At 66.9% G+C, this 11,570-nt stretch carries 19 protein-coding genes; 15 read left to right on the top strand and 4 right to left on the bottom strand.

All coding sequences use genetic code 11. From position 1 onward, the window contains the following. The first annotated feature begins 82 nt into the window (after window positions 1-82). From hisI to IB232_RS14270, 7 genes are read left to right on the top strand one after another with little or no spacing between them, the layout of a single operon-like run. Window positions 83-481: a phosphoribosyl-AMP cyclohydrolase gene (gene hisI / locus IB232_RS14300; RefSeq protein WP_137973496.1), complete on the top strand. Its 399-nt coding sequence runs from the start codon at window positions 83-85 to the stop codon at window positions 479-481. Next, window positions 474-812 (top strand): phosphoribosyl-ATP diphosphatase, encoded by a 339-nt coding sequence (locus IB232_RS14295; protein WP_137973497.1) that lies wholly within the window; start codon window positions 474-476, stop codon window positions 810-812. Before hisI ends, IB232_RS14295 begins: the two co-directional genes overlap by 8 nt. 21 nt (window positions 813-833) lie before the next feature. Continuing rightward, window positions 834-1,085: a twin-arginine translocase TatA/TatE family subunit gene (locus tag IB232_RS14290; RefSeq protein WP_192399285.1), complete on the top strand. Its 252-nt coding sequence runs from the start codon at window positions 834-836 to the stop codon at window positions 1,083-1,085. A 3-nt stretch (window positions 1,086-1,088) separates the two neighbouring features. Then, on the top strand, window positions 1,089-1,463 hold the full coding sequence (gene tatB / locus IB232_RS14285; protein ID WP_192399284.1) for a Sec-independent protein translocase protein TatB: 375 nt from the start codon (window positions 1,089-1,091) through the stop codon (window positions 1,461-1,463). Continuing rightward, window positions 1,460-2,233, top strand: coding sequence for a twin-arginine translocase subunit TatC (gene tatC / locus IB232_RS14280; RefSeq protein ID WP_192399283.1), 774 nt, complete (start codon window positions 1,460-1,462; stop codon window positions 2,231-2,233). Before tatB ends, tatC begins: the two co-directional genes overlap by 4 nt. Then, window positions 2,230-2,937, top strand: coding sequence for a 16S rRNA (uracil(1498)-N(3))-methyltransferase (locus IB232_RS14275; RefSeq protein ID WP_192399282.1), 708 nt, complete (start codon window positions 2,230-2,232; stop codon window positions 2,935-2,937). The genes tatC and IB232_RS14275 overlap by 4 nt, the downstream gene beginning before the upstream one ends. A 51-nt stretch (window positions 2,938-2,988) precedes the next feature. Beyond that, window positions 2,989-3,405, top strand: a complete 417-nt coding sequence (locus tag IB232_RS14270) for a UPF0158 family protein (protein WP_192399281.1) — start codon at window positions 2,989-2,991, stop codon at window positions 3,403-3,405. On the opposite strand, the gene IB232_RS14265 is transcribed toward IB232_RS14270, so the two are convergent. Next, a complete protein-coding gene (locus IB232_RS14265) occupies window positions 3,402-3,989 on the bottom strand; it encodes a TetR/AcrR family transcriptional regulator (RefSeq protein ID WP_192399280.1) in 588 nt (195 codons plus the stop codon). The two genes, IB232_RS14270 and IB232_RS14265, sit on opposite strands and share 4 nt — an antisense overlap. A gap of 65 nt (window positions 3,990-4,054) precedes the next feature. Here IB232_RS14265 and IB232_RS14260 point away from each other — a divergent pair, with 65 nt between their 5' ends. Then, a complete protein-coding gene (locus IB232_RS14260; RefSeq protein ID WP_225592295.1) occupies window positions 4,055-4,531 on the top strand; it encodes a DoxX family protein in 477 nt (158 codons plus the stop codon). Window positions 4,532-4,533: 2 nt separating this feature from the next. Here the strand turns inward: IB232_RS14260 and dtd are convergent, their stop codons facing one another. Further along, window positions 4,534-4,971, bottom strand: a complete 438-nt coding sequence (dtd, locus tag IB232_RS14255; protein ID WP_192399279.1) for a D-aminoacyl-tRNA deacylase — start codon at window positions 4,969-4,971, stop codon at window positions 4,534-4,536. Continuing rightward, window positions 4,968-5,939 (bottom strand): prolyl aminopeptidase, encoded by a 972-nt coding sequence (gene pip, locus IB232_RS14250; protein WP_192399278.1) that lies wholly within the window; start codon window positions 5,937-5,939, stop codon window positions 4,968-4,970. Before pip ends, dtd begins: the two co-directional genes overlap by 4 nt. 91 nt (window positions 5,940-6,030) lie before the next feature. On the opposite strand from pip, the gene IB232_RS14245 reads away from it, so the two are divergent. Further along, window positions 6,031-6,462, top strand: a complete 432-nt coding sequence (locus tag IB232_RS14245; RefSeq protein ID WP_192399277.1) for a hypothetical protein — start codon at window positions 6,031-6,033, stop codon at window positions 6,460-6,462. Window positions 6,463-6,505: 43 nt separating this feature from the next. Here the strand turns inward: IB232_RS14245 and IB232_RS14240 are convergent, their stop codons facing one another. Then, window positions 6,506-7,060: a methyltransferase family protein gene (locus IB232_RS14240; RefSeq protein WP_192399276.1), complete on the bottom strand. Its 555-nt coding sequence runs from the start codon at window positions 7,058-7,060 to the stop codon at window positions 6,506-6,508. 82 nt (window positions 7,061-7,142) lie between these two features. On the opposite strand from IB232_RS14240, the gene IB232_RS14235 reads away from it, so the two are divergent. From IB232_RS14235 to IB232_RS14210, 6 genes are read left to right on the top strand one after another with little or no spacing between them, the layout of a single operon-like run. After that, window positions 7,143-7,550 carry a beta-hydroxyacyl-ACP dehydratase gene (locus tag IB232_RS14235; protein WP_192399275.1) on the top strand — a complete coding sequence of 136 codons (408 nt, stop codon included), beginning with the start codon at window positions 7,143-7,145 and terminating at the stop codon, window positions 7,548-7,550. Further along, window positions 7,543-8,427 (top strand): ABC transporter ATP-binding protein, encoded by an 885-nt coding sequence (locus IB232_RS14230; protein WP_192399274.1) that lies wholly within the window; start codon window positions 7,543-7,545, stop codon window positions 8,425-8,427. Before IB232_RS14235 ends, IB232_RS14230 begins: the two co-directional genes overlap by 8 nt. Then, complete coding sequence (locus tag IB232_RS14225; RefSeq protein ID WP_192399273.1) at window positions 8,424-9,608, top strand: ABC transporter permease; 1,185 nt, start codon at window positions 8,424-8,426, stop codon at window positions 9,606-9,608. Before IB232_RS14230 ends, IB232_RS14225 begins: the two co-directional genes overlap by 4 nt. Beyond that, window positions 9,593-9,856, top strand: coding sequence for an acyl carrier protein (locus IB232_RS14220; protein WP_192312395.1), 264 nt, complete (start codon window positions 9,593-9,595; stop codon window positions 9,854-9,856). The genes IB232_RS14225 and IB232_RS14220 overlap by 16 nt, the downstream gene beginning before the upstream one ends. Next, the gene (locus tag IB232_RS14215; protein WP_192399272.1) at window positions 9,853-10,950 is read left to right on the top strand and encodes a beta-ketoacyl synthase N-terminal-like domain-containing protein; all 1,098 of its coding nucleotides are present in this window, start codon (window positions 9,853-9,855) and stop codon (window positions 10,948-10,950) included. The genes IB232_RS14220 and IB232_RS14215 overlap by 4 nt, the downstream gene beginning before the upstream one ends. Next, the gene (locus IB232_RS14210) at window positions 10,947-11,504 is read left to right on the top strand and encodes a hypothetical protein (protein WP_192399271.1); all 558 of its coding nucleotides are present in this window, start codon (window positions 10,947-10,949) and stop codon (window positions 11,502-11,504) included. The genes IB232_RS14215 and IB232_RS14210 overlap by 4 nt, the downstream gene beginning before the upstream one ends. The last annotated feature ends 66 nt before the right edge of the window (window positions 11,505-11,570 follow it).

Here is an 11,570-nt window from a genome sequence, read left to right as displayed (position 1 = left end):
CTGACTGTTTCAAGCACCAACAGGGTGCGCAACCGGCGCGACGCCGCGCCACCGAAGTGCCCGGAATCGGGCGGATTGAGAAATGACCGACTGGCTCGACGAAATTCGCTGGAACGAGGATGGCCTGGTCCCGGCCATCGCCCAGGATCACAAGACCGGCCGCGTGCTGATGATGGCCTGGATGAACCGCGAGGCCCTGACCCTCACCGCCGCCGAACAGCGCGCCATCTACTGGTCACGTTCGCGTGGCAAGCTGTGGCGCAAGGGCGAAGACTCCGGCCATGTACAGAAGCTGCATGAGCTGCGGCTGGATTGCGACGCCGACGTGATCATCCTGCTGGTCGAGCAGATCGGCGGCATCGCCTGCCACACCGGGCGTGAAAGTTGCTTTTACCGGGTCTGGGAAGATGGTGCGTGGCACAGCGTCGATCCGGTACTGAAAGACCCGCATGCCATTTACCAGGGACACAAGCATGAGTGACACCCTTACCCGCCTGGCCGAAGTGCTGGAGGCGCGCAAAGGCGCGGCGCCGGACAGCTCTTACGTGGCCAGCCTGTATCACAAGGGCCTGAACAAGATTCTGGAGAAGGTCGGCGAAGAGTCGGTCGAGACCATTCTTGCGGCCAAGGACGCGGCCATCAACGGCGATTGCAGCGACCTGATCTACGAAACCGCGGACCTCTGGTTCCACAGCCTGGTCATGCTCGCCGCCCTCGGCCAGCACCCGCAGGCCGTGCTGGACGAGCTGGACAGGCGTTTCGGTCTTTCCGGGCACGACGAGAAAGCGGCGCGCCCCACTACTTCCGACTGATCATTTTTCGAGGACTGATGCATGGGCATTTTTGACTGGAAACACTGGGTAGTCATTCTGATCGTGGTGGTGCTGGTGTTCGGCACCAAGCGCCTGAAGAACCTCGGCTCCGACCTGGGCGAGACCATCAAGGGCTTCCGCAAGGCGATGAACACCGAAGAAGACAAGCCCGCCGAACCAGCTCCAACTCCCGCGGCGAGCGAGCAGCTGCACAAGCCGCAGACCATCGACGCCCAGGCGCAGAAGGTCGAAGAGCCGGCCCGTAAGGACTGACGCGTGTTCGATATCGGCTTCTCCGAGCTGCTGCTGGTCGGGCTGGTAGCGCTCATCGTCTTCGGCCCCGAGCGCCTGCCCGGCGCGGCGCGCACCGCCGGCCTGTGGATAGGTAGGCTGAAGCGCAGCTTCGGCGCGATCAAGGCGGAAGTGGAGCGCGAGATGGGCGCCGATGAGATTCGTCGGCAGCTGCACAACGAGCAGATCCTGCAGATGGAGCGCGAGCTCAAGCAGTCGATCCAGCCACCGGCACCGCCTGTCGCCCCCGCGCAGGCGCCGCAGCTCGAGCCTGAGGTACCCGTCACCCCGACGACCAGCGCACCCGCCACTCCCCCGGCCCCTTCCTCAGCCAATCCGGAGCCGCCGCGCCAGCCATGACCGAACAGAACAGCGAGATGCCCCTGGTGGCGCACCTCACCGAGCTGCGCTCGCGCCTGCTGCGCTGCGTGATCGCCATCTTCATCGTATTCGCCGGGCTGTTCTACTTCGCCCAGGACATCTACACCTTCGTCTCGGCGCCGCTGCGCGCCTACCTGCCGGAGGGCGCGACGATGATCGCCACCGGCGTCGCCTCACCCTTCCTCACTCCGTTCAAGCTGACCGCCTGGTGCTCGCTGTTCCTAGCCGTGCCGATCATCCTGCACCAGGTGTGGGGCTTCATCGCGCCGGGGCTGTACAAGCACGAGAAGCGCATCGCCATGCCGCTGCTGGTCTCCAGCATCTTCTTGTTCTATGGCGGCATGGCCTTCGCCTACTTCCTGGTGTTCCCGCTGATGTTCCACTTCTTCGCCAGCGTGACCCCGGACGGGGTGGCGATGATGACGGACATCAACGAGTACCTGGACTTCGTCCTCACCCTGTTCTTCGCCTTCGGCGTGGCCTTCGAGATTCCGGTCGCTACGTTTCTGGTGCTGTGGGTCGGCATCGTCGACATCGACACCCTGCGCAAGAGCCGCCCCTATGTGATCGTCGGCTGCTTCGTGGTCGGCATGATCCTCACCCCGCCGGACATCTTCTCGCAGACCCTGCTGGCCGTGCCCATGTGGCTGCTGTTCGAGGTCGGCCTGTTCTTCGGCGGCCTGGTGCGCAAGCGTAGCGAGCACGAGGAAGTCGAGTCCGACGACCAGCCGCCTGCACCGCTGCAATGAACCTGCTGCTACTGGAAGACGCCGATTTCGTCGCGGCCGATCGCGCCGTGCTCGAAGGCCGGCGCCTCAAGCACCTGCACGAGGTTCACCGCGCCGAGGCCGGCGACCAGCTGCGCGTCGGCCGCCTCGGCGGCCTGATGGGCCGCGGCACCCTGCTGGCACTCGATGAGCAGCACGCCGAGCTGCAGGTGGAGCTGGACCAGCCACCGCCAGCCAAGCTGCCGCTGACCCTGCTGCTGGCCCTGCCACGCCCGAAGATGCTCAAGCGCGTGCTGCAGACCGCGGCCGCCATGGGCGTGCCGCGCGTGGTGCTGCTCAACAGCTACCGGGTGGAAAAGAGCTTCTGGCAGACGCCCTTCCTCGAACCCGAGGCCATCCGCGAGCAACTTATCCTCGGCCTGGAACAGGCGCGCGATACCGTACTGCCCGAGGTGACCATCGAAAAGCGCTTCAAGCCCTTCGTCGAGGACCGCCTGCCGGCCATCGCCGCCGGCACCCTGGGACTGGTCGGCCATCCCGGCGACTACCCCGTCTGCCCACGGGCGGTGAGCGAGGCGGTAACCCTGGCCATCGGCCCGGAGGGTGGCTGGATTCCCTACGAGGTGGAGAAGCTGCAGGAAGCCGGCCTGGCGCCAGTGCAGCTGAGCGAGCGTATCCTGCGCGTGGAAACGGCGGTCACGGCGCTGCTGGCACGCTTGTTCTGAACGCCGCACCGGCATAGCCTGGCACTCCACGCCTCGCCCGGGGAGTCCGATATGCGCCCGCTGACCATCGATATCGACCGCCTGGCTGCCGCGCTGGTCGACGACCAGGCGGACCTGCGCCTCGACCTGCTCAGCGGGCGGCTGCTGGATATCCCGCCTGCAGGCGAAGATCCGCAGATCGAGCAGCTTCTGGAAGAAGAACCCGAGCGCCTGCTGGCGCTGGAGCCGCTGAGCGCCGACGAGCGCTTGGCCCTGATGGCGGATTTTCTCTGCGAGGTGGTCGACCCTGACGCTTACGCCGCGCTCACTGCAGCCCTGGCCGAGCGCCGCCAGCAGCGTGCCTTTCTCAATGCCCTGAAGCAGTTCCCGGACGTGCGCGAGACATGGCAGCACTATGAGCAGGCACGCCTGCGTGAACTGGCGCTGGACTGGCTGGCGGACAATCAGCTGCAACCAGTTGATCGCTAGCCGCGACCGCCCAGCCCCTCGGCAAATGTGCGGGTGACCTGCTCGATCAGCGCCTCAGGGTTTTCGCCGCCGGGCACCTGACCATCCAGCAGCAACTGCGACAACCCGTGCACCAGGCTCCAGGCCGACAGGCTGGCAATGGCGGTGTCTGGCACTTTCAGGGCCGCCACCGCCAGCTCCAGTTGCCCGTGCAGGCGGGCTGCCGACTCCTGCAACTGCGGGTACCGGCCACGCTCCAAGGCACTGGCGAACATAAGACGGAACAGGCCGCGCTGCTCCAGAGCGTAGGCCACGTAGCAACGGCCCAGAGCCGCCAGGCGCTGCGCCGCTGCCAGCCCGCCCGCGGCATCCTGCATACGCACAAGCAGCTCGCTGAAACCCTGCTCCGCCAGGGCCGCCAGCAGCGCCTCGCGGTCGGCGAAATGGCGATAAGGCGCGTTATGGGAGACCTCGGCGCGGCGCGCCACTTCACGCAGGCTGATGCCCGCCTCACCGCGTTCCGCCAGCAACTCTAGCGCCGCACGCAGCAGCGCCGCGCGCAGATCACCATGATGGTAGGAACGCCCTTCTTCAGAAGTTGACACTGACAACACCTCGCCCTATGTTGACACAAGCAACATCATAGCCCGATCCCTGAAGGAGGTCAGTCATGTTCTTCGTCATCCTCTTGCTTGTGCTCTGCGTCGCCGCCTGGGGAGCGTCGCGCCTGGGCGCTCCCGCACTGGCCGACTGGCCGGCACGCATGCGCCTGGCCCTGGCGCTGGCACTGCTGTTCGCCGGCACCGACCACTGGCTGACTCCGGAGCGCTACCTGCCGATGATGCCCGGCTACCTGCCCTGGCATCTGCCGCTCGTGCTCTTTACCGGTGCCTGCGAGATCGCCGGAGCCCTCGGCCTGCTCTTCCCGAGTACACGCAGGCTGGCAGCCGCCTTGCTGGCGCTGTACTTCGTCTGTGTGTTTCCGGCCAATGTGCACAACGCCCTCAACGGGCTGACGGTCGAAGGGCTACCCCAGGCACAGTGGTATTACTGGCTGCGCCTGCCATTCCAGCCACTGATCATCCTGTGGACCCTGTATGCCGGCGGCCTGCTGCCACGGCAACGGCCTATGGCGGTAGCGGTCTGAACTCAGACTTCGAGGAGGAAGGTCACCGGCCCGTCATTGACCAGATGCACCTGCATGTCGGCGCCGAAACGGCCGGTGGCCACCTGCGGGTGCTGCTCGCGGGCCAGCGCCACCAGTTGCTCGAACATGGCCAGGCCCTGGGCTGGCGGCGCGGCAGTGGAAAAGCTCGGGCGCAGGCCGCCCCTGGTGTCGGCGGCCAGGGTGAACTGCGAGACCAGCAGCAGGCCGCCGTTCACGTCCTTGAGCGACAGGTTCATCTTGCCCTCGGCATCGCTGAACACCCGATAGGCCAGCATGCGCTGCAGGCCCTTGGCGATGCTGGCGGGATTGTCCTGCGGCTCGATGCCGACCAGCGCCAGCAGGCCCTGGTCGATGGCGCCGACGATCTCGCCCTCGACTTCGACGCGGGCACCACGCACCCGCTGGATCAATAGCTTCACGCGTCTTCCAGAGGCAGGTCGAGCAGGCGCCGGGCCATCTGGTCGGCGGCGCGCACCAGCGCATCGGCGATGCCCGGTTCGGCAGCGGCGTGGCCGGCATCGCGGATGATCTGCAGCTCGCTGTTCGGCCAGGCCTGGTGCAACGCCCAGGCGTTGTCCAGCGGGCAGATCACGTCATAGCGGCCATGCACGATCACACCCGGCAGGTGGGCAATCTTCGGCATGTCGCGCAGCAACTGGTCTTCCTCGAGGAAGGCCTTGTTGACGAAGTAATGGCACTCGATGCGCGCAATCGATAGGGCACGGTGCGGCTCGGTGAAGCGGTCGACCACCTGCGGGTTGGGACGCAGGGTGGCAGTACGCCCTTCCCAGCAAGACCAGGCCTTGGCCGCGTGCATTTGGGCGATCTGGTCCGGGCCGGTAAGGCGCTTGTAGAAGGCCTGCATCAGGTCGCCGCGCTCCTCGGCCGGGATCGGCGCCAAGTAGTCTTCCCAGTAGTCGGGGAACAGGCGGCTGGCGCCTTCCTGGTAGAACCAGTCGAACTCCTGGGGGCGGCACAGGAAGATGCCGCGCAGGATCAGCGCATGTACGCGATCGGGATGGGTCTGGGCATAGGCCAGCGAAAGGGTCGAACCCCAGGAGCCGCCGAACAGCACCCACTTGTCGATGCCCAGGTGCTCGCGGATGCGCTCCATGTCCGCCACCAGACTCCAGGTATCGTTGCCCTCGAGGCTGGCATGCGGGGTGGAGCGACCACAGCCACGCTGGTCGAAGGTGACGATGCGGTACAGGTTGGGATCGAAGTAGCGGCGGCTGGCGGCGTCGCAGCCGGCGCCCGGGCCACCGTGGACGAACACCACCGGCAGGCCGTCCGGAGTGCCACTCTCGTCCACATAGAGAACGTGCGGCTCCTCCACCGCCAGCTCATGGCGGGCGTAGGGTTTGATCTCCGGATACAAAGTCTGCATGGCGCACTCCCGAGTCTGTGCGTAAGGTCCTTGGACCGTCTGCCGACGGTCAGCCGTGCCGGGCATCATAACCATGAAAAGGACCTTGAACATGACTCGAGCGCAACTAATCCCTGCTTTTCTGCTGATCTGCGCCCTGCTCGCCGGCTGCACGCCAAGCGATCCGCAGGCCGCCCTGGAGGCTGCCGTTCAGCAGTTGCAGGACAATCTGGAAGCCAAAAACACCGGCGATGTCATGGAGCAGCTGCACCCGCAGTTCAGCGCGCAGCAGCAATACGACCGTACTTGGGCGCAGCGCACCATGGCCATGCTGTTCCTGCGCCACAAGCAGGTGCAGGTGATCGCCATCGGCACCAGTAGCGAAGTCGATCCGACCTACAGCGAAAAGGGTCACACCCGCGCCGAGGTGGCCATGACCGGCGCCGAGGGGCTGATCCCGGACAGCGCCCGGCACTACAGCGTCAAGTTGGAGTGGTGGCTTGAGGACGGTGAGTGGAAGCTGGCGCGGCTGGACTGGGAATGAACGTGCACTGCGGCGGACTGAGCGCCGCCCGGTCCACGCGCGCTCAGAACAGGTAGGGAATAAACATCCGGCTGCGCCCCATGTACGCACGGTAGTCCTCGCCGAAGTAGACCAGGCACTCCGCCTCGTCACGGCGCGCCGCCAGGTACAGCAGCACGCTGGCCACCGCGGCCAGGATCAGCGTCAGGGCGTGCAGGTCCTTCCAGGCGATGCCCCAGGTTAGCAGCAACAAGGAGCAGAACAGCGGGTGGCGGATGAAGCGGTAGATGCCGCCGGTGACCAGTTGCGAGGTGCGCTCGAAGGCGTACAGCTCGTCGTCCTGGCGCTGCTCGCTGGGTTTGCCATCACGGCGTAGCTGGTAGATGCCGCAGAACAGCACACTCAGCGAGGCGAACAGCAGTACCCAGGAAACGCGCTGGTGCAGGGCATAGCGGTCCTCGAACCACACGGGCGCATTGAGCACCAGCAGACCAAGCATCGCCTCCCAGGCGAGGAAACGGTAGAAGCCGTGGGAACGGGTGTTCTTCAGCGCGCGCCAGGAGATGCCCAGCAACACCAGTGAACCCAGCACAAACCCCGCCACCTGCAGCCACACCATCCGTCTCTCCTCCTTTTGCCGTTTCGCCAGCCCCATCCAGGCCTCTGTTACACTGCCGGCCTCTTCAGTTCCGACGTACGCAATGGACCGCACCCAACTGCACAGCCTGCTGCCGCACCAGGGCCAAGCCCTGTGGCTGGATGCCCTGCTCGGCCACGACGCCAGCCGCATCGAGGGACTGTCCGCCTGGCATCATCTGCAGGCCTTCGGTGACGACCCCTCGCCTTGCCTGCTGTTCGAGGCCGCCGCCCAGCTGTGCGCCGCGCATGGTGCCCTATATGGCGAGGATAACGCCATCGACATGGCCCTGGTCGGCAAGCTGTCGCAGTTGCAGCTGCACCATGAGCCACAGCACCGCGAAGGCCCCCTGCATGTCACCGCCACCCAGGAGGCGCTGAGCCCGGCCGGCGCGCTCTATGCCTTCAGCATCCAAACCGAGCAGCGCCTGCTGCTGGATGGCAAGCTCCTGCTGGTACTGGTCCGTGCTTGAACTGAACAACATCGTCCACCGCTATCCCGGCGCCGACACCCCGGCCCTGCAGGGCATCGACCTGCAGCTGCAGCCCGGCCAGTGCCTGGGCCTGCTCGGCAGCAACGGCGCCGGCAAGACCACCCTGCTCTCCCTGCTGGCTGGCGTATTGCCGCTGCAGCAGGGCGAGATCCGCTGGGATGGCGAGCGCAGCCTCGGCCTGGTACCGCAGCAACTGGCCTTCTACGCCGAACTCAAGGTGCGCGAGAACCTCGAGCTGTTCGCCGACCTCTATCGCCTGCACGGCGCCGAGCGCGCCCGCCGCCTGGAACTGTGCATCACCAGCACCAATCTGAAAGACAAACTGCAGCGCCGTGCCGCGCGCCTGTCCGGCGGCGAACAGCGGCGCCTGAACTTCGCCATCGGCCTGCTGCAACCGGCACGCCTGTACCTGTTCGACGAGGCCACGGTGGGCGTCGACGCCGCCAGCCGCCAGCTGCTGCTGGGCGCCGTCGAGCGCCTGACCGGCGAAGGCCACGGGGTGATCTACACCAGCCACTACCTCGACGAAATCGAGCGCGTGGCCCAGCGCATCGTCCTGCTCCACGAAGGCCGCGTGCGCCTGGACCTGGACAGCCGCCAGTTGCTCGGCGACAGCCACGGCCTGCTGCTGGAGTGGCAAGACGAAGAACCGGCTGGCTTGCGTGAGCTGCTGACGAAACTGCATCTGGACGCCGAAGCACTGCCGGGCGGTCTGCGCATCGCCGCGCTGGATGGCCCGCAGCTGCTGGAGATCACCCGCTTCCTCGCCGAGCGCCCCGAGCTGCCGCATCTGCTGCGCTTCGGTCGACCCTCGCTGGAGCAGCTCTACCTGCGCCTCAACGGAGGCCGTCTATGAGACTGCGGGCTCTGGTGCGCAAGGAATTCCTGCTGATGCTGCGCGACCCGCACGCGCTGGCCGTGCTGTTCATCATGCCCACCCTGTTCCTGGTGCTGATGGCCGGCGCCATGTCCAACTACCTGCAGGACAAGCCACCGGCCCTGCGACTGGTGCTGGAAGCCGACCCGAACGGCAGTTACGAGCAGGCATTCCGCGCCGCCCTGCAGGCCCAGCTGCCGGGCAGTGAACTGCTGCAGCAGGGAGATGCGCGCAGCGCCAGGATCAGCCTGCGCGCCAACTTCAGCGAGACTCTGCTGGACGACGAACGCCAGGGCCTGGCCCTGAGTTTCCCGCCGCAGCTGGACAAGCTGTCGCGCCAGCACCTGCGCGGCGCCGTGCGCATCGCCCTGGCGCAGACCCGCCTGCTCGCCTTCCTCGAAGACAGCGGCGACCTGGATGCCAGCCTGCCGCTGGCCGAGCGCCTGGCCCTGGTGCAGCAACGCACCCAGAGCAAGGTCGAGGAGCATGAACTGCTGGCCAGCGGCGACCTCAGCGGCCGGGCCAACGCCAGCCAGCTGAGCGTGCCGGCCTGGCTGATCTTCGGCATGTTCTTCGTCGCCCTGCCGATGGCCGGCGGCTTCCAGCGCGAGCAGCAGAGCGGCGCCCTCCTGCGTTTCCGTGCCCTCGACCTCAGCCTGGCGACCCTGGCCCTCAGCAAGCTGCTGCCCTACCTCGCCATCAACCTGGTGCAGTTCGCCCTGCTGCTGGCCATCGGCGTGCATGGCCTGCCGCTGCTCGGCCTGCAGGGCCTGAGCCTGCCCGGCAGTCCGGCGGCCTACGCCCTGCTCGCCATCAGCCTGAGTCTCGCCACCTGCGGCCTCGGCCTGCTGCTGGCCGCGCTGGCGCGCAGCGCCGAGCAGGCGTTGTTGCTCGGCGGCGGGATCAATATCATCCTCGCCGCACTGGGCGGCATCATGGTGCCGAAGAGCGTGATGCCGGCGGCCATGGGCCGGCTGGCGGAAGTCTCGCCGATGAGCTGGGCGCTGGACGCCTTCCTTACCCTGCTGGTGGGCCACGGCTCGCTCGCCGACATCGCCCCCTACTGTTTCCGCCTGCTGCTGATGGCTGCCCTGCTGGGCGGCGGTGGCTGGCTTCTGTTCCGCAGACGAGTGCAGCAAACGCAATGGACGAACGACTAGAACAACAACTCAAGCAACTGCTGATTCGTGAGTGCGACAAGGAAGACGACATCGACTGGCAGAGCATCGCCGACGATGAACCGCTGTTCGGCGCCAAGAGCCGCGTGCAGATGGACAGCCTGGACGCCCTGCAGGTGTCGCTGGCTCTGCAGCAGCACTACGGCGTGCGCATCGAGGGCGCCAAGGACGGCCGCAAGATCCTCGCCAGCATCGCCGATATCGCCGCCTTTATCCGGCAGTCGAAGTGACCCCGGTCTACCTGCAGCGCGGCGCCCTGCACAGCTCTCTGGGCGCCGACCTGAACGATGCGGCGCGCAACCTGCTGGCCGATCGCCGCCCCCAGCCGACGCCCTTCCAGCTGCACGAACTGCAGCAGCCAAGGCCCTACTTCGCTGTCGCCAATGACGAGACGCTGGACGCGCGCCTGGATCGCCTGCTGGGCGAAACCCTGGGCGACGCAGCGGCAAGCGATTGCCTGCTGATCGTCGCCAGCACCGCGCTGGATATCACCGAACTGGAAGCCCAAGTGGCCGCCGACGGCGGCTTTCGCTTCGAACACTCCACGCCGCTGGACCTGATGGCCGAACGTCTGCGCCAGCGCCACGGCTTCGCCGAGGCCTTCACCCTCAACACCGCCTGCACCAGCGCCGCCAATGGCCTGTTGTATGGCGCACGGCTGCTCGCCAGCGGTGACTACAAACAAGCACTGGTGCTGGCGTTCGAGACACCCAGCGCCATCGCCCAGCAGGGCTTCGGCGCCCTCGACCTCACCAGCCCCAGCGGCGCCTACCAGCCCTTCAATCCCGAGCGCGACGGCCTGGTGCTCGGCGAGTGCTACTGCGCCACCCTGCTCGGCCTCGAGCCAGGCCCGGCGCCACTGGCCAGGCTGCTCGGCGGCTTCAGCGCCTGCGATACCAGCAGCCTGACCACCACCCGCGAGGACGGCAGCCATATCGACTGGGTGATGCGGCGCGCGCTGGATACGGCCGGCGTCAGCGCCGGGCAGATCGGCCTGGCCAAGCTGCATGGCACCGCCACCGGCGCCAACGACCTGGCCGAGAGCGCCGGCATGCGCCTGCTCTACCCCGAGACGATGCCGCCGCTGGCCGTGCTCAAGCCCTGGCTCGGCCACACCCTGGGAGCCTGCGGCCTGAGCGAGACCCTTTTGCTGCTCGCCGCGCTGCGTCAGGGCGCGTTGCCGGCGCTGGACTATGCCGGCGAGGCGCTGCTGCCACTGCCCAGCGAGCCGACGGCAATTGCGCCCGACGCCCTGTTGCTGACCAACTTCTTCGGCTTCGGCGGCAACAATGCCAGCCTGGTGCTGCAGGGGATCGTGCAATGAAAGTTGTCGCCGCCAGCGAGGTCCAAGGCAGCGCCGCCCTCGACGACAAGGCGCTGAAGGCCGCGCTCAGCCAGTACCTGAGCAGCCCGCCGCGACGCATCGACCGCCTGATCTTCCAGGCCCTGCTCGGCGCCGCCCTGCTCAAGGAGCATGTGCGCAGCGACTGCGGCCTGTACCTAGCCTCGCGTCATCCGGCGCGGCCGACCATGGGCGCGCTGCTCGACGCCGTGTGCGTGCAACAGCGCCAGCCCAAGCCCTTCGAGTTCGTCAACAGTGTGAGCAATGCCGCCGGCTTCCACGTCGCCCAGCAGCTGGGGCTGGAAGGCCCGAACCTGTTCGTCGGCGCGGGGCCACGGGTGTGGCCGCAGCTGCAGCGACTGGCCGTGCTGGACCTGGCCGATGGCCTAGTCAGCCAGGCGCTGCTGGTGGTGGTCGAGGATCTGGGCGATTTCCGCGTGCAGGCGGCGCTGCTAGAGCGCAGAGAAGCGAACGCGCCAGCAGCAGACTTTGCGGCACTGACGGCAAGCATCAAGGTGGAGCGACTCGACCTGTAGGGTGGATGACGCTCTGCTCATCCACCATCAACCCCTCATGGTGGATCGGTAACGCGCGATCCACCT

This window comes from Pseudomonas sp. PDM15 (assembly GCF_014851565.1).
Lineage (GTDB): Bacteria > Pseudomonadota > Gammaproteobacteria > Pseudomonadales > Pseudomonadaceae > Aquipseudomonas.
The sequence above is the reverse complement of the archived record's forward strand: the minus strand, read 5'-3'. Positions and strand labels throughout refer to the sequence as shown.

What these genes read in the sequence shown, in the direction of transcription:
- IB232_RS14240 (WP_192399276.1), bottom strand. Translation starts at nt 7,060, where the DNA reads ATGGTGTGGCTGCAGGTGGCGGGGTTTGTGCTGGGTTCACTGGTGTTG.
- IB232_RS14210 (WP_192399271.1), top strand. Translation starts at nt 10,947, where the DNA reads ATGAAAGTTGTCGCCGCCAGCGAGGTCCAAGGCAGCGCCGCCCTCGAC.
- IB232_RS14275 (WP_192399282.1), top strand. Translation starts at nt 2,230, where the DNA reads ATGAACCTGCTGCTACTGGAAGACGCCGATTTCGTCGCGGCCGATCGC.
- pip (WP_192399278.1), bottom strand. Translation starts at nt 5,939, where the DNA reads ATGCAGACTTTGTATCCGGAGATCAAACCCTACGCCCGCCATGAGCTG.
- IB232_RS14245 (WP_192399277.1), top strand. Translation starts at nt 6,031, where the DNA reads ATGACTCGAGCGCAACTAATCCCTGCTTTTCTGCTGATCTGCGCCCTG.
- IB232_RS14260 (WP_225592295.1), top strand. Translation starts at nt 4,055, where the DNA reads ATGTTCTTCGTCATCCTCTTGCTTGTGCTCTGCGTCGCCGCCTGGGGA.
- IB232_RS14290 (WP_192399285.1), top strand. Translation starts at nt 834, where the DNA reads ATGGGCATTTTTGACTGGAAACACTGGGTAGTCATTCTGATCGTGGTG.
- IB232_RS14235 (WP_192399275.1), top strand. Translation starts at nt 7,143, where the DNA reads ATGGACCGCACCCAACTGCACAGCCTGCTGCCGCACCAGGGCCAAGCC.
- hisI (WP_137973496.1), top strand. Translation starts at nt 83, where the DNA reads ATGACCGACTGGCTCGACGAAATTCGCTGGAACGAGGATGGCCTGGTC.
- IB232_RS14225 (WP_192399273.1), top strand. Translation starts at nt 8,424, where the DNA reads ATGAGACTGCGGGCTCTGGTGCGCAAGGAATTCCTGCTGATGCTGCGC.
- IB232_RS14270 (WP_192399281.1), top strand. Translation starts at nt 2,989, where the DNA reads ATGCGCCCGCTGACCATCGATATCGACCGCCTGGCTGCCGCGCTGGTC.
- tatC (WP_192399283.1), top strand. Translation starts at nt 1,460, where the DNA reads ATGACCGAACAGAACAGCGAGATGCCCCTGGTGGCGCACCTCACCGAG.
- IB232_RS14220 (WP_192312395.1), top strand. Translation starts at nt 9,593, where the DNA reads ATGGACGAACGACTAGAACAACAACTCAAGCAACTGCTGATTCGTGAG.
- IB232_RS14295 (WP_137973497.1), top strand. Translation starts at nt 474, where the DNA reads ATGAGTGACACCCTTACCCGCCTGGCCGAAGTGCTGGAGGCGCGCAAA.